At 46.5% G+C, this 21409-nt stretch carries 23 protein-coding genes; 11 read left to right on the top strand and 12 right to left on the bottom strand.

What is annotated here, in order from left to right; translation table 11 throughout:
• Position 1: 1 nt before the first annotated feature.
• Both ICN40_RS06215 and ICN40_RS06210 read right to left on the bottom strand, forming a co-directional pair.
• Positions 2–718, bottom strand: coding sequence for a DsbC family protein (locus ICN40_RS06215; RefSeq protein ID WP_216242857.1), 717 nt, complete (start codon positions 716–718; stop codon positions 2–4).
• Positions 711–1976: an FAD-dependent monooxygenase gene (locus ICN40_RS06210; RefSeq protein WP_216242856.1), complete on the bottom strand. Its 1266-nt coding sequence runs from the start codon at positions 1974–1976 to the stop codon at positions 711–713. Before ICN40_RS06210 ends, ICN40_RS06215 begins: the two co-directional genes overlap by 8 nt.
• A gap of 40 nt (positions 1977–2016) precedes the next feature.
• Here ICN40_RS06210 and ychF point away from each other — a divergent pair, with 40 nt between their 5' ends.
• Complete coding sequence (ychF, locus tag ICN40_RS06205; protein ID WP_216242855.1) at positions 2017–3111, top strand: redox-regulated ATPase YchF; 1095 nt, start codon at positions 2017–2019, stop codon at positions 3109–3111.
• Between the two features lie 70 nt (positions 3112–3181).
• On the opposite strand, the gene ICN40_RS06200 is transcribed toward ychF, so the two are convergent.
• Complete coding sequence (locus ICN40_RS06200; RefSeq protein ID WP_216154347.1) at positions 3182–3532, bottom strand: hypothetical protein; 351 nt, start codon at positions 3530–3532, stop codon at positions 3182–3184.
• A gap of 106 nt (positions 3533–3638) precedes the next feature.
• On the opposite strand from ICN40_RS06200, the gene ICN40_RS06195 reads away from it, so the two are divergent.
• Positions 3639–4208 (top strand): hypothetical protein, encoded by a 570-nt coding sequence (locus tag ICN40_RS06195; RefSeq protein WP_216242853.1) that lies wholly within the window; start codon positions 3639–3641, stop codon positions 4206–4208.
• Here the strand turns inward: ICN40_RS06195 and trpC are convergent.
• The 5 genes from trpC to rpe are packed head-to-tail and all read right to left on the bottom strand — an operon-like array spanning position 4189 to position 8828.
• Positions 4189–4992 (bottom strand): indole-3-glycerol phosphate synthase TrpC, encoded by an 804-nt coding sequence (gene trpC / locus ICN40_RS06190; RefSeq protein ID WP_216242851.1) that lies wholly within the window; start codon positions 4990–4992, stop codon positions 4189–4191. The genes ICN40_RS06195 and trpC overlap by 20 nt on opposite strands.
• 10 nt (positions 4993–5002) lie before the next feature.
• Positions 5003–6028 carry an anthranilate phosphoribosyltransferase gene (gene trpD, locus ICN40_RS06185; RefSeq protein WP_216242848.1) on the bottom strand — a complete coding sequence of 342 codons (1026 nt, stop codon included), beginning with the start codon at positions 6026–6028 and terminating at the stop codon, positions 5003–5005.
• Positions 6029–6047: 19 nt separating this feature from the next.
• Entirely contained in the window at positions 6048–6614 is a 567-nt protein-coding gene (locus ICN40_RS06180; RefSeq protein WP_072583411.1) for an aminodeoxychorismate/anthranilate synthase component II, read from the bottom strand.
• Positions 6598–8103: an anthranilate synthase component I gene (gene trpE, locus ICN40_RS06175; RefSeq protein ID WP_216242846.1), complete on the bottom strand. Its 1506-nt coding sequence runs from the start codon at positions 8101–8103 to the stop codon at positions 6598–6600. Before trpE ends, ICN40_RS06180 begins: the two co-directional genes overlap by 17 nt.
• Positions 8103–8828 (bottom strand): ribulose-phosphate 3-epimerase, encoded by a 726-nt coding sequence (gene rpe, locus ICN40_RS06170; RefSeq protein ID WP_216189090.1) that lies wholly within the window; start codon positions 8826–8828, stop codon positions 8103–8105. The genes trpE and rpe overlap by 1 nt, the downstream gene beginning before the upstream one ends.
• Before the next feature lie 49 nt (positions 8829–8877).
• Between rpe and apaG the strand changes: the two genes are divergently transcribed.
• From apaG to ICN40_RS06155, 3 genes are all read left to right on the top strand, one after another.
• Positions 8878–9252 (top strand): Co2+/Mg2+ efflux protein ApaG, encoded by a 375-nt coding sequence (gene apaG, locus ICN40_RS06165; RefSeq protein WP_072583449.1) that lies wholly within the window; start codon positions 8878–8880, stop codon positions 9250–9252.
• 130 nt (positions 9253–9382) lie between these two features.
• Complete coding sequence (locus tag ICN40_RS06160) at positions 9383–10513, top strand: murein transglycosylase A (protein WP_216242844.1); 1131 nt, start codon at positions 9383–9385, stop codon at positions 10511–10513.
• 26 nt (positions 10514–10539) lie between these two features.
• Positions 10540–11316: an enoyl-CoA hydratase gene (locus ICN40_RS06155; RefSeq protein WP_216242842.1), complete on the top strand. Its 777-nt coding sequence runs from the start codon at positions 10540–10542 to the stop codon at positions 11314–11316.
• A 31-nt stretch (positions 11317–11347) separates the two neighbouring features.
• Here the strand turns inward: ICN40_RS06155 and ICN40_RS06150 are convergent, their stop codons facing one another.
• The 4 genes from ICN40_RS06150 to bioA are packed head-to-tail and all read right to left on the bottom strand — an operon-like array spanning position 11348 to position 15894.
• Positions 11348–12544, bottom strand: a complete 1197-nt coding sequence (locus tag ICN40_RS06150) for a M20 aminoacylase family protein (RefSeq protein WP_216242841.1) — start codon at positions 12542–12544, stop codon at positions 11348–11350.
• Positions 12545–12600: 56 nt separating this feature from the next.
• Positions 12601–13320, bottom strand: a complete 720-nt coding sequence (bioD, locus tag ICN40_RS06145; RefSeq protein ID WP_216242840.1) for a dethiobiotin synthase — start codon at positions 13318–13320, stop codon at positions 12601–12603.
• Entirely contained in the window at positions 13313–14551 is a 1239-nt protein-coding gene (gene bioF, locus ICN40_RS06140) for an 8-amino-7-oxononanoate synthase (RefSeq protein ID WP_216242839.1), read from the bottom strand. Before bioF ends, bioD begins: the two co-directional genes overlap by 8 nt.
• Complete coding sequence (gene bioA / locus ICN40_RS06135) at positions 14548–15894, bottom strand: adenosylmethionine--8-amino-7-oxononanoate transaminase (protein ID WP_216242838.1); 1347 nt, start codon at positions 15892–15894, stop codon at positions 14548–14550. Before bioA ends, bioF begins: the two co-directional genes overlap by 4 nt.
• An 89-nt stretch (positions 15895–15983) precedes the next feature.
• Here bioA and bioB point away from each other — a divergent pair, with 89 nt between their 5' ends.
• From bioB to ICN40_RS06105, 6 genes are all read left to right on the top strand, one after another.
• A complete protein-coding gene (gene bioB, locus ICN40_RS06130; RefSeq protein WP_216242837.1) occupies positions 15984–17033 on the top strand; it encodes a biotin synthase BioB in 1050 nt (349 codons plus the stop codon).
• Between the two features lie 12 nt (positions 17034–17045).
• A complete protein-coding gene (gene coq7, locus ICN40_RS06125) occupies positions 17046–17675 on the top strand; it encodes a 2-polyprenyl-3-methyl-6-methoxy-1,4-benzoquinone monooxygenase (protein ID WP_216242836.1) in 630 nt (209 codons plus the stop codon).
• A gap of 304 nt (positions 17676–17979) precedes the next feature.
• The gene (gene mraZ, locus ICN40_RS06120; protein WP_068320686.1) at positions 17980–18408 is read left to right on the top strand and encodes a division/cell wall cluster transcriptional repressor MraZ; all 429 of its coding nucleotides are present in this window, start codon (positions 17980–17982) and stop codon (positions 18406–18408) included.
• 12 nt (positions 18409–18420) lie between these two features.
• Positions 18421–19371, top strand: coding sequence for a 16S rRNA (cytosine(1402)-N(4))-methyltransferase RsmH (gene rsmH / locus ICN40_RS06115; protein WP_216242834.1), 951 nt, complete (start codon positions 18421–18423; stop codon positions 19369–19371).
• Positions 19368–19634 (top strand): cell division protein FtsL, encoded by a 267-nt coding sequence (gene ftsL, locus ICN40_RS06110; RefSeq protein WP_072583399.1) that lies wholly within the window; start codon positions 19368–19370, stop codon positions 19632–19634. Before rsmH ends, ftsL begins: the two co-directional genes overlap by 4 nt.
• Positions 19631–21403: a penicillin-binding protein 2 gene (locus tag ICN40_RS06105; protein WP_072583398.1), complete on the top strand. Its 1773-nt coding sequence runs from the start codon at positions 19631–19633 to the stop codon at positions 21401–21403. Before ftsL ends, ICN40_RS06105 begins: the two co-directional genes overlap by 4 nt.
• Positions 21404–21409 lie beyond the last annotated feature (6 nt).

Below are 21409 nucleotides of genomic sequence, written 5' to 3'. Positions count from 1 at the left end.
TTTATTTCAGGGAGCTAAATTTCTTTTCGATATCGGTAATTTGTACCGCGCCAGGGAAACGGCTGCCATCAGTAAAGAATAAAGTCGGCGTGCCCGTGATTCCATAGGTCTTTGCGAAAGCCACATTTTTATCCAGTGGCGTACTGCACTCTCCCTTACCGCTAGGGGCGATGCCATTCACCATCCAGTCAATATACGTCTTATAGGGATCAGAAGAGCACCAAATTTGCTTTGCTTTTTGGGTGGAGTCTGCCGACAGAATGGGTATTAAGTAGGTATAGATCGTTACGTTATCAAGCTGCTGTAGAGATTTCTCTAGGCGCTTGCAATAGCCACAGTTTGGATCGGAGAAGACTGCCAGCTGGCGACTACCATTGCCACGAACATTTTTAATTGCGTTGGCAGGCGTCAATTCACTCCATTTAATGCGGTTTAAGTCTGCCTGTCTTTGCTCGGTAATGTTTTTACCGGATGCGAGCTCAATGATTTCCCCTTGAATCAGATACTTCCCAGAAGTATCAGTATAAAAAATATCATTGCCAACCAGTACTTCATAAAGTCCAGAAACTGGGGCTGGTGAAACACTTTTCACTTTGGCATTGGTGCCTAACTTCTTTTGGATCTCAGTCTTTAATTGCTGTTCTTGTTGTGCGTGAAGTGGGGTAGTGCAGAGCAGGGCAGCGCCAATGAATGCAATCGCAGATAACAATTTATTCAAAATCAATTTCTCCTAGAGCGCGTTCAATCAAGCGCTGTTTTATAAAGTGGCTTTTGTTCATGAGACCTAAACCCCAGTTACGGAGCTGGCGTTCAGTACTGCTGCTTGCAGAAAATAATTTCTTGAGTTTATCGGTTACCCATAAGAGTGCGCTGGTGTCGCCTTGACGTTGTCGTTCGTAGCGCCTTAGTAGTACAAGGTCAATAGGTGTGCGGAAGGATTCACGCTTGCCCAAAATATTCAGTAGTACCGCAACATCTCGAAGCCCCAGATTAAGGCCTTGCCCAGCTAGTGGATGCATGACATGGGCGGCATCGCCAATGAGTACAACCTTCGGAGAGAAGTCTGGTCCGATAAATCGTTTGGCTCGAATCTTTCTTAATGGGAAGGCTGCTGGTACTGAGTTCAGAGTCAATTCACCTAATTGTTTGGCAATTGCGCCATTAGCAATAGAAGAGAATTGATCTAGCCATTGCGCTTGATCTAGTTTTAATAAATCAGCTGCGTGTTCTGGGGAGGTAGACCAAACCATCGACACTTGTTTTCCTGGCAAGGGCAGCATGGCCACAATATCGCCGCCTGGTAAAAACCACTGAAAGGCAGTTTCTAAATGGGGATATTCGCAAAGCCAATTGGCAACTACTGCACTCTGTGAATAACTTTCTTCACTTGCGCTGATGCCTAATTCATTGCGAATTGGTGAGTTGGCACCATCAGCCGCTATTACGAGTTGTGCACGAATGCACCCACCGTTTTTTAAATGCAGAGTACTTCCATCAGCATCTACCTGAATTTTTTCTACAACATCATTGATTCGCTCTAACTTATTCTGAAAACGCGAAGCTTGATCGATGGTGTGCTCAATTAAATTAGCTTCTCCAATCCACGCAAGTTGTGGAGTGCCCGCTTCAAATGCAGAAAGATGGAGATGGTCATTCTTTTCGCCTCGATCACCGTAGATGCGCATATCTCGGACTGCTTGTAGGCGGCTGTGATCAATTGCATCCCAAATGTGCAAATGAGCCAGTAATTTTTGGGTACTAGGCGAAAAAGCGTAGATTCTTTGGCCCCATTGAGCGCCTTGCGGGCTTGGGACGTTTTGCGCTAAATCGGGGGCAATTTCAATAGTTTGTAAGCCAAGCTGGGCTAGACCTAGGGCGCAAGCCTTACCAGTAATGCCTCCGCCAACCACGACAACATCTACTGTGCGGATTGGGGTGTAGGATTTAGATGCGTTATTTGGGTGAACTTCTGACATAACTCGATGATATCGAAACCAGCCCCTTTACAATAACCCTATGTCTTTGAAATGTGGCATCGTCGGCCTGCCTAACGTCGGCAAATCTACCCTCTTTAATGCGCTTACCAAGGCTGGAATCGCAGCGGAAAACTATCCTTTCTGCACGATTGAGCCTAATGTGGGCGTTGTTGAGGTTCCTGACCCCCGTCTAGCCGCCTTGGCTGAGATCGTGAAGCCTGAGCGCATCCTGCCTGCAGCAGTCGAATTTGTCGATATTGCTGGTTTGGTGGCTGGCGCCTCAAAAGGTGAAGGTCTTGGCAATCAGTTTTTAGCGAATATTCGTGAAACTGATGCTATTACTCATGTCGTCCGGTGTTTCGAGGATCCCAACGTCATTCACGTTGCCGGGAAAATTGATCCCATTGCTGACATTGGTGTGATTGATACCGAATTAGCCTTATCGGATCTGGCAACGGTTGAGAAAACCCTGAATCGCTCAAGCAAGGCCGCTAAGTCTGGCAATGATAAAGAGGCTGCTGCCTTGGTTGCTGTTCTGACCAAAGTTCAGACTCATCTAGATTCTGCTCTGCCAGTGCGCAGTTTGAATCTCAATGACGATGAAAAATTATTGATTAAACCGTTGTGTTTGATCACTGCTAAGCCTGCGATGTATGTTGCAAACGTCAAAGAAGATGGTTTCTCAAATAATCCACACCTCGAGGCTGTGAAGCAGCATGCGGCAAAAGAAAACGCTCCAGTTGTTGCTGTATGCGCCGCTATTGAAGCGGAAATCGCTGACTTAGAAGAGGCCGACAAGATTGAATTTTTGGCCGACTTAGGAATGCAAGAGCCAGGCCTAGATCGCGTGATTCGTGCGGGTTATTCATTGCTTGGTTTACAAACCTATTTCACCGCTGGAGTTAAAGAGGTTCGCGCTTGGACCATCCATGTTGGTGATACAGCACCTCAAGCGGCTGGCGTGATTCATACAGACTTTGAGCGTGGCTTTATTCGTGCTCAAACAATCTCCTACGAAGATTTTGTGCAGTTCAAAGGAGAGTCTGGTGCCAAGGAAGCCGGTAAGATGCGCGCGGAAGGTAAAGAGTATGTTGTTAAAGATGGAGATGTATTGAACTTCTTGTTTAACGTCTAAAGCATTCTTATTTGCCCATTAAAAAAGCCCTTTTCAGGGCTTTTTTGCTTATGCAGTGCTGCTCTAACAATTAAGAGGCTTTTGCTGCCTTCTCTAAGCATTTAGAAATTTCTTCATAGCGCTTTAGAGCAATCTTGGTGGGCAATACTTCTTTTTTGCGACCATCGGCATTGGCAGCCATTTTGATATAGCCCAAGGCGCTGAGATTTTTGAGGCGACCATGCAATGTAGCTTGTGAGCCTAGGTCTGAAATGGAAATCAAATCACCAACCAAAATTGCTTGCTTGGCATGGGCGCAAGAAACAATCTTATCGAGCAAACTCTCTTCGATGCAGTCCAGCTTCTTACCTGGGTTGATTCGATCGAGAGCATCAATCAAGTTAAGGAACTTGATGTAGGGTGACGGTTTAGTAGATGACATATTAATATTTATTTTTTATTAGCTGTATGGCTAGTACTAGTGTATTCCCTTGGTCTGATTTTAGCAATTGATGCGCATCAATAATAATTAATCCATACTAATCGCAATGTTTAAATTATTGGCAAGTTATTCGGAATGGATTTTTGGCTGCGCCATTAGTGCGATGGCGTACACACTTCTTTTTTATTGCAATAGCTGGTTTACCAACAGTATTACTTTTGGCTTAGGGGTGAGTTGGATTTATCTACCTGCTGGCCTCCGCTTATTTCTGACCTTTATTTTTGGTTTACCCGGCGCCATTGGAATTGCTATAGCCTCATTTTTAATTAGCTATTACGGCGATTTCCCGCACGACTTGACGCTGTGTATTGGCGTTGGATTAATTTCGGGATTTGCGCCTTATTTGGCTAGATTTTTTGTTTTTAGCAATCTTCGCCTTGAGTCAGACTTAAGTAATCTCAATTTCCCTAAACTCATTGCTTGTATTTTGATTTATGCCTTGCTCTCTGCAGGCTTACATCAGTGGTGGTTTTCAGTGATGGCTTTAGAAAATACAGGCACTGTAAATCACTTCTTGGTGATGTTTATTGGTGATGTGCTGGGTTCGTTGCTACTGATCTCTTTGATCAAATACTGCTTAGATCTATTGCGAAAGACTAGAAAAACAGCTCACTAAGCGCTGTCCCTGGATCTGTGGCCCGCATGAATGCCTCCCCAACCAGGAACGCGTTGATTTGATTGTTGCGCATGAGCTCTACATCAGCGTGACTCAAGATGCCAGACTCTGTTACTAAGGTTTTGTTGTCCGGAACCATGGACATTAGAGAGAGGGTGGTTTGCAGTGTCACCTCAAAGGTTTTGAGGTTTCGATTGTTAATACCAAGTAAAGGTGTTCTGAGTTCTAGCGCTTGCTCTAATTCTGGGGCATTGTGAACTTCGACCAACACATCTAAACCGAGCTCATGTGCACAGGCTTCAAGCTCTTTCATTTGATTTAATTCTAGGCAAGCCACGATCAGCAAGATTGCATCGGCGCCAATCGCACGAGCTTCGTAGACTTGATACGGATCTATGGTGAAGTCTTTACGCAAAACGGGAATATTGCAGGCGGCACGAGCTTGTTGCAGATAGGCATTGCATCCTTGGAAATAATCCACATCAGTCAGTACTGATAAACAGGCTGCACCATGCTTTTCGTAGGACTGGGCAATGTCTGCCGGCATGAAATTCTCACGCAAGATACCTTTGCTTGGGCTTGCCTTTTTGATTTCAGTAATGACTCCTGCCTTGCCGGCAGAAATCTTGTTCTCAATAGCCTGAATAAAGCCTCTTGGCTTTAGAAGGGCATCACGATTATTGGCTTCAGCTTGCTCACGTTGATTGGCAAGCGATATTTTCTGCAGGCAGCTAGCTACTTCAATCTTTTTAGTGGCAACAATTTTATCGAGGATATCGCTCATGAATAATCAATTATTGAGATTGGGTTGCTACAACAAAAGCATCTAACTTTCGACGTGCCGCTCCAGAGGTGATGGCTGCTCTGGCCAGGGTAATACCGCTAGCAATGTCTTTTACTACTCCAGCTACATATAGTGTGGCGCCGGCATTAAGGCAGACGATATCGCTTGCAGGCCCAGGTTTGCCATCGAGCACATCCAAGACAATCTGCTTGGACTCTTCAGCATTAGCCACTTTAAAGCTGTTGGTGGGCGCGGCATTTAATCCAAAATCTTTTGGATGAATTTCATATTCACGCACTACGCCATCTTTAAGTTCGCCAACTAAGGTTGGGCCCTCTAAGGAAATTTCATCCAGACCATCTCGCCCGTACACAACGAGCGCATGCTCCATGCCCAAAGCTTGTAATACACGCGCCTGAATGCCGACTAGGTCAGCATGAAATACACCCATCAAAATCCGTTTAGCGTCAGCGGGGTTGGTAAGAGGGCCAAGGATGTTGAAGATAGTCCGGACACCGAGTTGCTTGCGAATGGGAACTACATTCTTCATCGCTGGATGATGGTTCGGCGCAAACATAAAGCCAGCACCAACAGTAGTGATGCACGTGGCGACTTGATCAGCGGATAAAGTCAGATTTACGCCAAGCGCTTCTAATACATCTGCGCTACCTGATTTGCTGCTCACGCTGCGATTGCCATGCTTGGCTATCTTTGCACCCGCTCCCGCAGCCACAAACATCGCTGCAGTAGAAATATTAAATGTATGAGCGCCATCACCACCTGTACCCACGACATCCACCAAGTGCTTGCGGTCATCCACCTTTACTGAGGTAGCAAACTCACGCATCACTTGTGCGGCAGCAGCGATTTCACCAACAGTTTCTTTTTTAGTGCGCAAGGCAACCAACAATCCGGCTACCAACTCTGGTGCCATTTCACCGCTCATGATGAGTCGCATCATGGCTGTCATTTCATCATGAAATAGTTCTCGATGTTCAATGCAGCGTTGGAGGGCTTCTTGCGGAGTGATTGACATGGTGCTGTTGGCAGACTGTTTATTTGTTTTGTAAAAAATTCTTGAGTAAGGCGTGACCGTGCTCAGAAAGAATAGATTCTGGGTGGAATTGAACGCCCTCAACTGCGAGTTCTTTATGGCGTACGCCCATGATCTCACCATCAGATGAAGTGGCAGTCACTTCTAGCATTGCTGGCAAAGAGCTTTTCTCAATGGCTAGAGAGTGGTAGCGAGTCACCTTAAATGGATCAGGCAAATTCTTAAATACACCCACACCAGTGTGATGAATGCTGTCGGTCTTGCCATGCATGACTTTTTGGGCGCGTATGACTTTTCCGCCAAATGCTTCACCAATAGCTTGGTGCCCCAAGCACACACCTAGAATCGGAATTTGTCCCGCATAACGCTTGATGGTGTCGACTGAAATACCTGCCTCAGAAGGGCTGCATGGCCCAGGTGAGATGCAAATGCGCGCTGGATTCAATTTGGCAATATCTTCGACAGCAATTTCATCATTGCGAAAGACTTTGACCTCTTCACCTAGTTCTGCAAAGTACTGAACGAGGTTGTAGGTAAATGAATCGTAGTTATCAATCATTAGGAGCATCGAGTCCTCCTTGTACTAAATCTGCTGCCGTCAATACCGCACGTGCCTTAGCTTCGGTTTCTTTCCATTCAGCAGTCGGATCAGAGTCGGCAACGACGCCAGCCCCTGCTTGAGAGTGCAGCATGCCGTCACGGATTACGCCGGTACGAATGGCAATGGCCACATCCATATCGCCTGAGAAAGAGAGGTAACCCACTGCACCACCGTAAACACCCCGCTTCACAATTTCCATCTCATCAATGATTTCCATTGCCCGAATTTTTGGCGCACCTGATAAGGTGCCCGCTGGGAAGGTCGATCGCAATACATCCATATTGCTCATATTGTCCAAAAGATGGCCTTCTACTGAACTCACGATGTGCTGAACGTGGGAGTATTTCTCAATAGACATGGAGTCGGTGACTTTGACTGAGCCAGTTTTGGCTATGCGACCCACATCATTGCGGGCTAAATCAATCAACATCACATGCTCAGCAATTTCTTTGGGGTCGGCCAAGAGTTCCTTGGCTAAACGTTCGTCTTCCTGTGGATTGGCTCCGCGAGGGCGGGTGCCAGCCAGTGGTCTGATGGTCACAATCTTCTCGGCAGCCCGTTTTTCTTGGCGCACCAAAATCTCGGGAGATGAACCCACAATTTGCATATCCCCAAAGTCATAGAAGTACATGTATGGCGATGGATTGAGCGAGCGCAAGGCTCTGTATAGAGCCAATGGTGAGTCTGTAAATGGTTTACTAATGCGTTGACCGATGACTACCTGCATGCAATCGCCAGCCAAAATATATTCTTTGGTTTTAAGTACTGCCTTTTCAAAATCAGCCGCTTTGAATTTACGAATGAGTTCAGTTTTAGCGCTTGGTAAAGATGCTGGCATATTTGCTGGCTTACTGAGGCAAGCGAGTAATTCTTTTAAGCGATCTTGTGCTTTTTCAAAAGCATTAGCAATGCTCGGATCTGCATAAACAATCAAATAAATTTTGCCAGCAACATTATCAATCACTGCCAACTCTTCAGTCAACATCAGTTGAATATCGGGTACACCTAATTCATCTGGAAGTTGATGTTTGGCTAAACGTGACTCGATATAGCGAACGGTGTCATAACCAAAGTAGCCGGCAAGACCACCACAAAAGCGGGGCATGTCAGCTTGTAAAGCTACCTTAAAACGCTTGAAATAAGCATCCACAAAATCGAGTGGATTATCAGTATTTGTCTCAACTACTTTTCCATCAGTCACTACTTCGTTGACTGGTGTTGAAGGGGTGCCAACAGTTCTGACAATAGTCCTGGCAGGCAGGCCAATAAAGGAGAAGCGGCCGAAACGCTCGCCACCTAAAACAGACTCCAATAAGTAAGTATTGGTCTTGCCAAATGCTTGAGTCAGCTTGACATAGAGTGATAGCGGAGTCTCTAGATCTGCCAGAACTTCTTTGACCAAGGGAATACGATTGAAACCCTGCTTTGCTAGGGCGTTAAATTCTGCAAGCTGCATTACGCTTTTCCTGACTTTCCTAATTCAGTGCGCATTGCTTGAATTACTTGAGCATAATTTTCTTGTGCGTAAATTGCTGAGCCTGCAACAAAGGTATCTGCACCTGCTCTTGCTACTTCTGCAATGTTATCGACTTTAATGCCGCCATCTACCTCAAGACGAATGTGTCGACCAGTCTCTGTCTGGTAGCGATCAAGGCGTGTGCGTACTTGAGCAATCTTATTGAGGGTGCTGGGAATAAATGACTGGCCACCGAAGCCTGGGTTGACTGACATCAGCAAAACCAGATCGAGTAATTCCAATGTGTGATCGAGATGATCTAGGGGTGTAGCTGGATTCAAAACAAGACCTGCTTGACATCCTTGATCGCGAATCAAGTTCAATGTGCGATTGACATGAGGACTTGCTTCGGGATGAAAGCTAATTAAATTGGCGCCTGCTTTGGCAAAGTCAGGGACGATGCGATCTACCGGCTCGATCATTAAATGCACATCGATCACCGCAGGTTTGCCATCTTTATTTGCATAAGGACGAATAGCCTCGCAAACCAAGGGGCCAATAGTCAGGTTGGGCACATAGTGGTTATCCATCACGTCAAAGTGAATCCAGTCGGCGCCCGCCACTAAAACGTCTTGAACTTCCTTGCCAAGACAGGCGAAGTCAGCCGACAAAATGGATGGGGCAATAACAAATTGACTATTTGAGGATGATTTTTGGCTTTCCATCCCTAGATTCTAGCTTGCAGTTGGCCTTAGGATGGAGCAGAATTCGTCCATGAATCCCCACGAAATGAGCATTACGGTCAAAGCCCAGTACCTTCCTGAGCAATCTGACCCCGATAACCGCCAATTTGCCTTTGCTTATACGGTAACTATCCGCAATACGGGGACTGCCAGTATTCAGGTAATTGCCCGCCATTGGTTCATTACAGACGGGGATAACGATGTCCAGGAGGTCAGAGGTCTGGGCGTTGTTGGGCAGCAACCGCTATTACGCTCTGGAGAGCACTTTGAGTACACCAGCTGGGCAACCTTGCCCACTCCGGCCGGAACAATGCGTGGGGAGTATTTTTGTGTCACTGAGGATGCCCAGTTCTTTCAGGCCCCTATCCCAGAGTTTGCCCTGGTGATGCCACGTACTCTGCATTAACGTAGGGTGGTGAGAATGTTATTTTTTGCCCTTGCCTGTCCAAAGAACAATAAATAACAAAAGTCCTAAGGCAACAGCGCCTTCGAAAGCAAACAGTAGCATTGGGTATTCATCGAGTAAATTGGCAATCATGATTTCTAAATTTAAATTAGTTCCGTTAAGTGTATTCGCTATCCTCATAACTAGCTTGATTGTTGGATGTTCTACGCCTCCCACTCGGGGGGCGGGATATCGCTCTAGTGGTTCTGGCACTTCGCCATCAAGCTATAGCTCCTCGATTGCAAGCTTTAGTGCTGTCTCTTGGCAAGCCTTGCCTGGATGGCAGGAAGACGACTTGTCTCAGGCTTGGCCTGCTTGGTTAAAAAGTTGCGATGCTTTGCGTAAGAAAAGTGCTGATGTGAACTGGCGCTCAGTGTGTGCCCAGGCCGCCAATGTATCAAGCCGTGATACGCAGGCTATTCGTAAATATTTTGAAAATAATTTTCAAGCTTATGAAATTCGCAATAGCTCCGGTAGTGACACGGGCTTGATCACGGGTTATTACGAACCAGTAATGAATGGCTCACAAACTCGTACGAGTGCTTATAACGTGCCGCTCTACGGCTACCCTAATGCTTGGCGCAAATCTAAGCCCAACCCAGGCCCAAGCCGTGCCGAGCTAATGAGTTCTGGTGTCTTGCAGGGTTCTGAAATTGCTTGGGTGCAGGATCCAGTAGCAGCAGCGTTCATGCAAATTCAAGGTTCTGGAAAAATTCGTCTTGAGGATGGACGCATCCTGCGTCTGGGTTTTGCGGGCACCAATGATCAGCCTTTTAAATCCTTTGCTCAGTGGTTGTTAGATCGCAAAGAAATCACACGTAGTGAAGCGACGATGCAAGGCATTTCACAATGGGCTAAAAGAAATCCCGGCCAAGTAAATGAAATGCTGAACGCCAATCCCCGTTTTGTTTTCTTTAAAGAGTTACCTGGTAATCTCTCTGCTGATTTAGGCCCAAATGGCGCCCTCGGTGTTCCGCTCACAGCTGAGCGCAGTATTGCAGTAGATTTACAAGCCTTGCCACTGGGCGCGCCTGTCTTTTTAGCAGCCACCAAACCATTAAGTAGTCAGCCTTTGCAAAAGCTGGTGATGGCACAGGATACGGGTAAAGCAATTGTGGGTGGCGTCAGAGCCGACTACTATTGGGGATCCGGAGATGCTGCTGGAGAGATGGCAGGTCGTATGAAACAAAATGGCAGGATGTGGTTGTTGTTGCCACGTTAATTAATACTTTTCACCGAAAGAAATTCATGAGCTACAAAACTATTTTGACTGAAGTGGATGGTAAGGTTGCCACCATTACTTTGAATCGCCCTGAAGTGTTAAATGCCTTGAACGATCAGCTCATGGAAGAGCTTGGTGCTGCATTAATGGCATTTGACGCGGATGACAATATTGGTTGCATGATCGTTACTGGCAGTGAAAAGGCATTTGCTGCTGGAGCGGATATTGCCTCAATGGCCAAGTACGGTTTAAAAGATGTTTATCGCGGTGACTTTATTACCCGTAACTGGGAAGAGATCAAAAAAATACGTAAGCCTGTAATCGCTGCTGTCTCTGGCTATGCCCTTGGTGGTGGCTGTGAGTTGGCCATGATGTGCGACACGATCATGGCGGCGGATAATGCTAAGTTTGCTCAGCCCGAAGTAAAGCTAGGCATTATCCCAGGCGCTGGCGGTACACAGCGCTTACCTCGCGCGGTATCCAAAGCAAAAGCGATGGATCTAGCTTTGACGGGCCGCATGATGGATGCCGCTGAAGCTGAGCGCTCCGGTTTGGTTGCAAGGATCTTCCCACAAGCAGATTTGCTGAAAGAAGTTAAAGCAATTGCCAAAGGAATTGCAGATATGCCTTTGTTAACTGCAATGATGGTGAAGGAAAGTATCAACACTGCTTATGAAACTACCTTGTCTGAAGGTATTCATTTTGAGCGCCGCCTCTTTCATGCTTGCTTTGGAACGAGTGATCAAAAAGAAGGCATGGCTGCGTTCATGGAAAAGCGCCCAGCTAAATTTACCAATTCTTAATTCAATAGCTGAAGAGAAAGTTTGAAAGAACTCAGTTTTTTTCTAGGAAGCGTTGAGCTAGTTTGACCCAATAGCTCACGCCGATTGGAATCAAGGAGTCATTGAAGTCGTAAGAGGGATTGTGTAAGTGGCATGGACCCATGCCATGACCTACTGAGCGATGATCGCCGTCCCCATTACCTAAGAATACGTAACAGCCCGGCTTCTCTAGCAACATAAACGCGAAGTCTTCCGCGCCCATTGTGGGATCGATTGAAGCATTGATATTCTGCTTGCCAACCAATTCACTAATGACTTCAGTTGCAAATTCCACTTCGTTAGCATGATTTATCAGGGGAGGGTAATTTCTGGAAAACGCAATTTCTGCTTGGCAATCAAATGCGCCTGCAACGCTATGAGCAATTTCTCGTAAACGTTGCTCGATTAAATCTAAGACGTCTAAAGTAAATGTACGTACCGTACCGCCAATGAAGGCGCTATCCGGAATGACATTGCTTGTTTCGCCCGCATGAAATTGCGTGATGGATAAAACAGCAGCATCTACAGGGCGTTTATTGCGTGTAATGATGCTCTGTAATGCAAGCACTACTTGGGCGCCAGTAAATACTGGATCTGCGCTATTGTGGGGTAGGGCGGCGTGACCACCTTTGCCTGTGATGGTAATTTCAAAAGTATTGCTTGAAGCCATCATTGGGCCGGAGGTCACTCCAAAGTGACCTTCTGCTAAGCCGGGCCAGTTATGCAAGCCAAATACTGCATCGCATGGAAACTCTTTAAAAAGCCCATCCTTAATCATTTCATTCGCACCAGCGCCACCTTCCTCTGCTGGTTGGAAAATAAAAATCACCGTGCCTTTGAAGTCGCGGTGATTTGATAAATACTGCGCCGCTCCAAGTAGCATTGCTGTGTGACCATCATGTCCACAAGCATGCATTTTTCCGGGATTTGTTGATGCATGAGCAAAGTTGTTGTGCTCCTGCAATGGAAGCGCGTCCATATCAGCGCGCAAACCAATCATTTTTCCGGGGCCTAAGTCACCATCTAAACGACCTACAACACCCGTTTTCCCCATGCCACGATAGACTGTAATTCCCCAGCTAGAAAGCGCTTCTGCAACTAGATCAGCAGTGCGATTTTCTTCGAAACGCAATTCAGGGTGCGCATGAATATTGCGTCGAATTTCTTGAATAGCTTCCGCGGAGTCAATAATTTCTGGGGATAAATGCATCCCTTCATCTTATCCGAAAGTCTTTAGATATGCCTTTTGGGCTAAATTACCGCAAATTAATTGCTGGGTAGTTGAATGTGCTTTGCAGCAAAACCCAAGGCTTCAATTGAATATGGGCTGTTATCGGCTTTTTGGAGTTCTTTGGGAAGTGCTGGAATGAGGCCTAAAAATGGGGTGTCTATTCTGGCTTGCAGAGTCTGAATATTTTCTTCAAGCAAAGGCATTTCTGTGGATAGGGTATTAGCTACCCATCCTGCAATATTTAAGTTGCGCGCTTTGATTGCCGCATAGGTCAGGAGGGCGTGATTAATGCAACCTAATTTCATACCGACCACCAAGATGATGGGTAATTTAATTTTTTGGGCGAAAGTCCCCAAATCTTCCCGGTCATTTAGGGGGATAAGGAAGCCGCCGGCACCCTCAACCACAACGCAATCAGCCTGATTTTGAACATTCTGCAATGCCTGCAAGATCGTACTCATTTCAAGTTTCAGACCTTGTTGCGCAGCTACCAAATGGGGAGCCACTGGCTGCCCTAATACATAAGGACACAAACTCAATTCAGTGGAGCTGAGGTTTGAGGCGATGCGCAGTGTTTCTAAATCTTCATTCAGAGTGTGACCTTGTGTATCTTGATAAGTTCCAGCAACAACCGGTTTAAAGCCAATCGCTTTCATTCCCTGTTCGCGTAATTTCAGAATGAGAGCGCCGCTCACCAGCGTTTTTCCAACCTCGGTGTCTGTACCGGCGACAAAGAAGCCTGTGGCTTTACTCATGAGAGCCCTTTTGAATGACTGTTTGCTCAATGGTCTTTAAGGTATCAATTAGTTGACGCACATCTGCTTCGCCATGGTTAGCAGAGAACGTAATGCGTAATCTTGCACTGCCATTGGGTACGGTAGGAGGGCGAATAGCAGGAATCCAATAACCTGCCTCATCAAGTAACTTAGCGGCGAGCAGAGCATTGGCATTACTGCCCAAAATGACGGGCTGTATGGCGGTACAAGAGGATACCTTTTCCCATTGAGAAAATTCCATTTCATCTTGCCAGATGCGAATCAGTTTATTGAGTTGAGTGCGGCGCTTGCTGCCCTCGTCCCCTTCAATGATTTTCAAGCTCTTTGAGAGTGTATGCGCTATCGCAGGTGGCGTTGCGGTGCTGTAAATGAAAGGGCGACCCTTTTGAATGAGCCACTCAATAAAAGTTGCTTGTGCACAAACAAAGGCGCCGCTGACGCCTGCAGCTTTTCCAAGAGTGCCAATATAAATAAGGCGATCAGAGTAGATATTTTCCTGCTCCAAAATGCCATGACCTTGTTTGCCCAATACTCCGAAACCGTGAGCATCATCCATAAGTAACAGTGCATCGTATCGCTCAGCAAGCTTTAATAATTCTTTTGCTGGAGCGAGGTCACCATCCATACTAAAGACGCCATCGGTAACAATAATCTTTAGTGGATGTTGATCAGTTTTCAGTAATTCATTTAATGAGTCAAGATGCGTATGATCAAACAGCACGACATTTGCTTGAGTCTGAGCAGCCGCTAAACGAATCCCATCAATTAAAGAAGCATGGTTTAGCTTGGCCGAATAAATACTAGTAGATTTTTGCGGCGCAAGTCTCGCTAGACCTGTGATGGCGGTAAGGTTGGCGAGATAGCCGGTACTAAAAAATAGGGCACGCGCATTCGGAATGTGTTGCTTTTGAAAAGAGGCCAATTGGTTTTCAAGCAGTTCATGAGCCCTACTGTGGCCGCTAATCAGATGGGAGGCGCCACTGCCTACCCCATACTTCTGAGCGCCTTCAGCAAGCGCTTGAATTAACGCAGGATGGTTTGCTAGTCCTAAATAGTCATTGCTACAAAATGCTTTGAGCTCGCGTCCATCAACTAAAGCTTTGGTATCGCATGGAGATTCTGTTGCTCTGAGTTTGCGTTTGAGTAATTGCGACTCAAGATCTGCAATCTGCTCTTGCGCCAACTTTAAGGCTTGATATGCGCTCGTCATGCCAGGGTTTTCTCAAGGGCAGCTTGCACGGCATGACCTAGTTGAATGGTTTCTGCTGCAGACAAAATATACGGTGGCATGACGTAGATAGTATTGCCGATTGGTCTAATCAATACACCTTCGCTTAAACAGTTTGAGAACATCGTTCGCGCAAACATCTTAGGCTTTTTCAGAAACTCATTTTTAATATCGAATGCCAAGATCATTCCTTGCTGGCGCCAATGCTCAATGCGGGAATCCGTTTTTGCCCACGCAAATGCATTTGCTAAATCCTTTGAGCGCTCAATATTTTTTTCTAATACTTTGTCAGTTTCGAAAATCTCTAAACAAGCCAGTGCGGCAGCACACGCTAGTGGGTTACCGGTATAAGAATGAGAATGTAAAAACCCTTGCTGGATTTGATCGCCATAAAAAGCTTGATATATCTGGTCTGTCGTAAGGCAGAGTGACAGTGGAAGATAGCCGCCGCTAATTCCTTTGGACAGGGTTAAGAAGTCTGGCCAGATACCAGCATGCTCACAGGCAAAGAACTTGCCACTCCGCCCACAGCCCACCGCAATCTCATCTGCAATCAGATGTACTTCGTAGCGATCACATAAATCCCTGACTAAACGTAGATACTCGGAAGAGTGCATGGCCATTTGCCCTGCGCACTGCACCAAAGGCTCGACAATAATGGCAGCAATATTGCCATGTTCTTTTACAAATAATTCTTCGAGTTGTTTTGCTGCATATCTTGCTACATCTTCTGCGCTCTCACCAGCTTTTGCTTTGCGTGCATCAGGTGATGTAATGGTAAAGACATCTTGCAATAACGATCCATAGGCGTCCCGAAAAATAGCAACATCCGTTACTGCTAATGCACCAAGTGTTTCCCCGTGATAACCATTTTCCAAGCAAACAAATTTCTTCTTTTGTGGTTTGCCGTTGAGTTGCCAGTAGTGGTGACTCATCTTGAGCGCTATTTCTACTGCAGACGCACCATCGGAGGCATAAAAGACATGGCCTAAATGGTGATTGGTGAGTGCAGACAGTTTTTCAGATAGCTCTACTACGGGCGCATGCGTAAATCCGGCGAGCATTACATGCTCAATTTTTTCGAGTTGCGTGGTAATGGCTTGATTGATGCGTGGGTTGGAGTGGCCAAATAAATTGGTCCACCAAGAACTAATGGAGTCGAGTAAGGCTTTTCCGTTTTCGTCATAGAGCCAGGCACCCTTACCTTTTGTAATGGCAACCAGTGGAAAGGACTCATGCTGTTTCATCTGCGTGCATGGATGCCAGACGGCTGCAAGGCTGCGATTAACGAGGGGGGCTTGATTTAAATCAGAAATAACCTTCATGTTTGATATTTGACCACTAGTTTTTCCAAATTCAGGCCTGTATCTGTTATGTTTATGCCTTGAATCCCCTCATTTTCTGGAATTTACCCATGCAGGACACTCAAACCGTTGAAAAACCCTTAACCCAATTCAAATCTAAAGCGGATTTGCATCAGGGCGTAAGCGCAGGGGGAGAGGCAACTGGCGAGTGGTCAGTGGCTCAAATTGAAGCCTTATTTGCACTTCCTTTGAATGAATTGATGTTGAAGGCTCAAGAGACTCATAAAGCCTATTTCCCAGAGGGTGATGTTGAATTAGCCACTTTGTTGTCAATTAAGACGGGCGGTTGTCCTGAGGATTGTGGTTATTGCCCTCAAGCTGCTCGTTATGACACCGACGTTAAGGCTGAGAAGTTAATGGGCTTAGAAGAGGTCTTAGAGGCTGCCAAAGCTGCTAAAGCCGCCGGTTCTAACCGTTTCTGTATGGGTGCCGCATGGCGCGAACCCAAAGACCGCGATATTGAAAAAGTGACTGCCATGATCAAGGGCGTAAAAGCCTTGGGTCTGGAGACCTGCGCCACCTTAGGCATGCTGGAGGCGGATCAAGCCCAGGCACTGCAAGAGGCTGGCCTAGACTTTTATAACCATAACTTAGATACCAGCGAAGATTTCTACCGTTCTGTGATCTCAACCAGAGGCTACCAAGACCGTTTGGATACGATATCCAATGTCCGCGCCGCTGGCATGTCGGTTTGTTGTGGCGGTATTGTCGGCATGGGCGAGTCTAGACGGCAGCGCGCCGCATTTTTGGCTCGCTTAGCCAATTTGAGACCCTACCCAGAATCCGTTCCTATCAATCATCTAGTGCCAGTAGCCGGTACGCCCTTAGCTGAGCAAAAGCCTTTGGACCCACTGGAGTTTGTGAGAACGATTGCGGTTGCTAGGATCACGATGCCTAAAGCCCGCGTACGTTTATCTGCCGGTCGTCAGGAGCTTGGCAGGGCAGTTCAGGCCATGTGCTTTATGGCGGGAGCTAACTCTATTTTCTATGGTGAGCAACTACTCACTACCGGTAATCCCGAGGCAGAACAAGACCGTGAGCTCTTGGCAGAGTTGGGGTTAAAGACTAAACAAAGCTGTAAAGCAGAGGTTTTGGTTTAGTTTTCCACGCGCATGTCTCCAATAGATCGCCTGATTCTGGAGTTTGATACCGCCCTTCGGTCGGTGGTCGGCGGTGCTCATGCCCATAGACCGACTCCAGGATCGGATTTTGGAGGTAATTCCGGTTTGGATGCTGTCGAGCGCAAACATGCAGCAGGACTCATGCGAGTCAATCATGTGGGTGAAGTTTGTGCACAAGCGCTGTATCAATCGCAAAAATTAGTTGCTCGAAATCCTGAAATTCAGGAGATGTTAGATCACTCTGGGCAAGAAGAAATGGATCATCTGGCATGGTGTGAAAATCGTCTTCAAGAGCTCGGGTCACACACTAGTTATCTCAATCCACTTTGGTATGCGGGATCCTTTGCAATTGGCTTGGCAGCAGGCTTAGCGGGCGATAAGTGGAGTTTAGGTTTTGTTGCTGAAACAGAAAAACAAGTCGAGAATCACTTGGAAAGTCATCTCGAAAAATTGCCAAAAGAAGATCAACGATCTCGTGCAATTGTGGATCAAATGCGCATTGATGAAATTGCTCACGGACAAGCTGCAAAAAATGCTGGCGGTGCAAATTTGCCAGAACCCATTCAAAAAATAATGCAGGCGATGTCTAGGATAATGACCACCACTGCTTACAAAATTTAATACGGAAATAGGTTTTAATTCTCAAAACTCATCTCTGATTAATTTTTGAGATATTTTTTTACGTATTACTGTTTTTAAATACAGTATATTTAGGCATTATCTAGTGCAATAGCTAAGATCTATTCTTAAGTATATTTTCCAAGCCATTGTTTCAAGTAGCTATTTTATTATCACCATTTTCTCAACACATGACGCTAAGTGTTTGTAAACACTAGAGAAATTCCTAAAAAAACTCCTAAAAACACTTGACCCTATTAGTGCGATCCTCTAAAGTGGGAGGAAGTGTGAAAAAGTGGGGTAAATGGTGTTTCAAGGTGCGTCAGCTCTCAATTTAGATGCAAAAGGTCGCATGTCTGTGCCGGCTAAGCATCGTGACGCCTTGTTGGTACAAGGCGAGGGCCGCATCACGCTCACAAAACACCCCGATGGCTGCTTGCTTCTCTTTCCCAGGCCTGAGTGGGAAACCTTCAGAGCAAGAGTTGCGCAACTTCCGATGGATGCCCATTGGTGGCGCCGTATTTTTTTAGGTAACGCAGCAGAAATGGACTTGGATAGTGCCGGTCGCGTACTGGTAAGTCCAGAGTTGCGTGCTGCAGCTGGCATTGAAAAAGAAGTGATATTGCTTGGGATGGGAAGTCACTTGGAATTGTGGGATGCGGCTACATACGCTGCAAAAGAACAGGCTGCGATTGCGCAAGGCATGCCTGAAGCACTTAAGCAATTTAATTTTTGATGACAGGGTGCCATGAACATAACTCATCGCCCAGTGTTACTGGCCGAGGCGGTGACGGCGCTAGTTGGCGGTCCGCTGATTCAAAATCAAAGTGCAGCAAACAAAATTTTGGTAATCGATGGAACCTTCGGGCGCGGCGGTCATACACAAGCCTTGCTCAAGGAGTTGAATCCTTCGGCGCGAATGATTTCTTTCGACAAAGATTTGGATGCGATTGCAGTGGCGCAAAAAATCAACGATCCACGTTTAAAAATTGTGCACGACAGTTTTGCACACATGGATCAGTATGCAGAGGCGGAATCAGTCGATGGAATTTTATTGGACTTGGGAATCAGCTCACCTCAAGTAGACGAAGCGCATCGGGGATTTTCTTTTCGCCGAGAAGGCCCGCTCGATATGCGCATGAATACCGATCATGGTTTAACTGCAGCAGATTGGTTGGAGCAGGCGCCACCGGAGGAAATCACTCACGTGATTAAGACTTACGGAGAAGAACGCTTTGCATTTCAGATCGCAAAAGCCATAGTGGCTAAGCGAGAAGAAGGCCTTTCCCCTAAAACGACTACTCAGTTGGCAAGCCTAGTTGCAAGCGTGGTGCGTACTCGCGAAGCTGGCCAAGATCCCGCAACAAGAACCTTTCAAGCATTGCGTATTTTTATTAATCGCGAGTTAGAAGATTTGGAACTCGGTTTGAAGGCGGCTTTGAAATTATTAAAGCCCGGCGCAAGACTTGCAGTGATTAGTTTTCATTCGTTAGAAGACCGTATCGTGAAGCAGTTTATGCAAGCGCATGCAAAAGTCGAAGTGCCCCGTGGGTTACCGGTACGCGAAAAAGACTTGCCACAAAGCGCCCTAGAAATTATTGGTCGAGTTAAGCCAAGCGATGCTGAGGTATCTGAGAATCCTCGTGCCCGCTCTGCAATCATGCGTGTGGCTGAAAAGCGCATGGGAGTATCCGCATGAATCGCGCTACCTTGACTCTGCTCGCATTGCTATTGATTTGCGCCCTATCGCTGGTTGCGGCTCAGCAACGTGCGCGAAAATTATTCATCCTTCAAGAGCGCGCGCAGATAGAAGAGCGTAAGTTAAACCAAGACTGGTTGCGCTTAGAGTATGAGCAGCGGAATTTATCGAAGTCTGCACGTATTCGCGACGTCGCTCGCAATCAATTACATATGTCTCCGATTTCTCCTGAGCGCACCTTGTATCTTAAGGAGGCGAAATGAGACCGGTTGGCTTCTCTACTACGCCAAATTTAGTTTTACGCCTGCCAATGTGGCGGTCGCGTTTGATGCTATTCCTTTTGTTCTTTGTATTCATGATGTTGCTGCTACGAGCATTTTGGATTCAGGGTCCAGGAAATGCGTTCTATGAAGCTAAAGGTGTGCGTGGTACTCAGCGCGAATTAGAGCTACCCGCTAGTCGCGGAAAAATTTTGGATCGTAACGGCCAAGTGATTGCAACGAGCTTGGAAGCCAAGTCGGTGATTGCCTATAACGATACCGTTCCAGATGATTTAGCCGCAGACAAAGTGCAGAAATTGGCAAGTCTTTTGCAAATGAGCGAATCTGATCTGCGCAAAAAGTTGAAAGAAGAGCGCAAGCAGGTTTTCTTAAAGCGTCAAGTTGATCCAGTTGTAGCGCAGCAAATTAAACAGCTAGAGATCCCTGGCATTGGTTTAAATAATGAATATCGTCGCTTCTACCCAGAAGGTGAGGCGATGGCGCACGTGGTTGGCTTTACAAATGTGAATGATCTTGGCCAAGAAGGAATAGAGTATTCAAGAGAAGAGCAGCTAGCTGGTCACACTGGGCAACGTCGTGTGGTCGTTGATCGGCTGGGGCGTGTAGTTGAGGAAGTGGGCATTGATCGCTTGCCTCAAAACGGTAAGGATTTGCAGTTATCAGTTGACAGTAAGATTCAATATATTGCCTATAACGCAGTAAAGAGTGCAGTCGAGGAACATCACGCAAAAGCAGGCAGTGCTGTTGTGATTGATACTCAGTCTGGCGAAATCTTAGCTCTTGCAAATTACCCAAGCTACAACCCAAATGACCGCAGATATCTCACGGGAGAGCAACTGCGCAATCGGGCATTGACAGATATGTTTGAGCCTGGTTCTACGATTAAGCCATTTACAGTTTCAGCTGCTTTAGAGAAGGGTGCAATCACACCCACCACGAACATGGTAATTGGTGCGAGTTATTTAGTTGGCAAAAAGCCAATTACTGACACACATCCCAACGGCAATTTAACTATAGCGCAAGTGATTCAAAAATCCAGCAATATTGGCGCGGCCAAGATTGCAATGAATTACCTCACGCCTGAAGAGATGTGGGATATGTATAGCGCCGTTGGCTTTGGCCAGACTCCAAAAATTGGGTTTCGTGGCGCAGTGGCTGGCACTCTTCATCCTTATTCAAAATGGGTGGCAAGCGATCAAGCGCGCATTGCATTTGGATACGGCTTATCAGGTTCATTATTTCAAGTGGCTCGCGCTTATACGATCTTTGCCCGTGATGGGGAGTTGGTGCCCATCACGATTGAGCGCAGCCCCGAATTTAAGCCTGGAACCAGAGTGATCTCAGCCAAAACTGCAACTGAAATGCGTCAAATGTTGGAGACGGTCACTCAGCCTGGTGGAACGGCTGTCAAAGCTCAGGCGGATGGATATCGCGTAGGTGGTAAAACGGGCACTGCACACAAGATTGTAGGAAAAGGTTATGGAAATAAATACTTAGCGTATTTTGCTGGTATCGCGCCTATTAGTGAGCCACGTATCTCGGTGGCGGTTATGATCGATGAGCCTACTGGGGGGAGCTACTACGGAGGTGATGTTGCAGCACCCGTATTCTCGACAATTGTTGGGGAGACGCTGCGTTCATTAAACGTCTTGCCAGACAATAAAGTTAAGCAAATGGTGTTGGAAGATAAAGCCCCAGAAGAAATTCGGCCAGCAGCTGCACACGCTCAACATGTGGTTTTGAAGCGATGAGGGTGG

It is taken from the genome of Polynucleobacter sp. Fuers-14, assembly GCF_018882045.1.
Taxonomy (GTDB): Bacteria; Pseudomonadota; Gammaproteobacteria; order Burkholderiales; family Burkholderiaceae; genus Polynucleobacter.
This window is presented reverse-complemented; position numbering and strand designations above follow the sequence as displayed.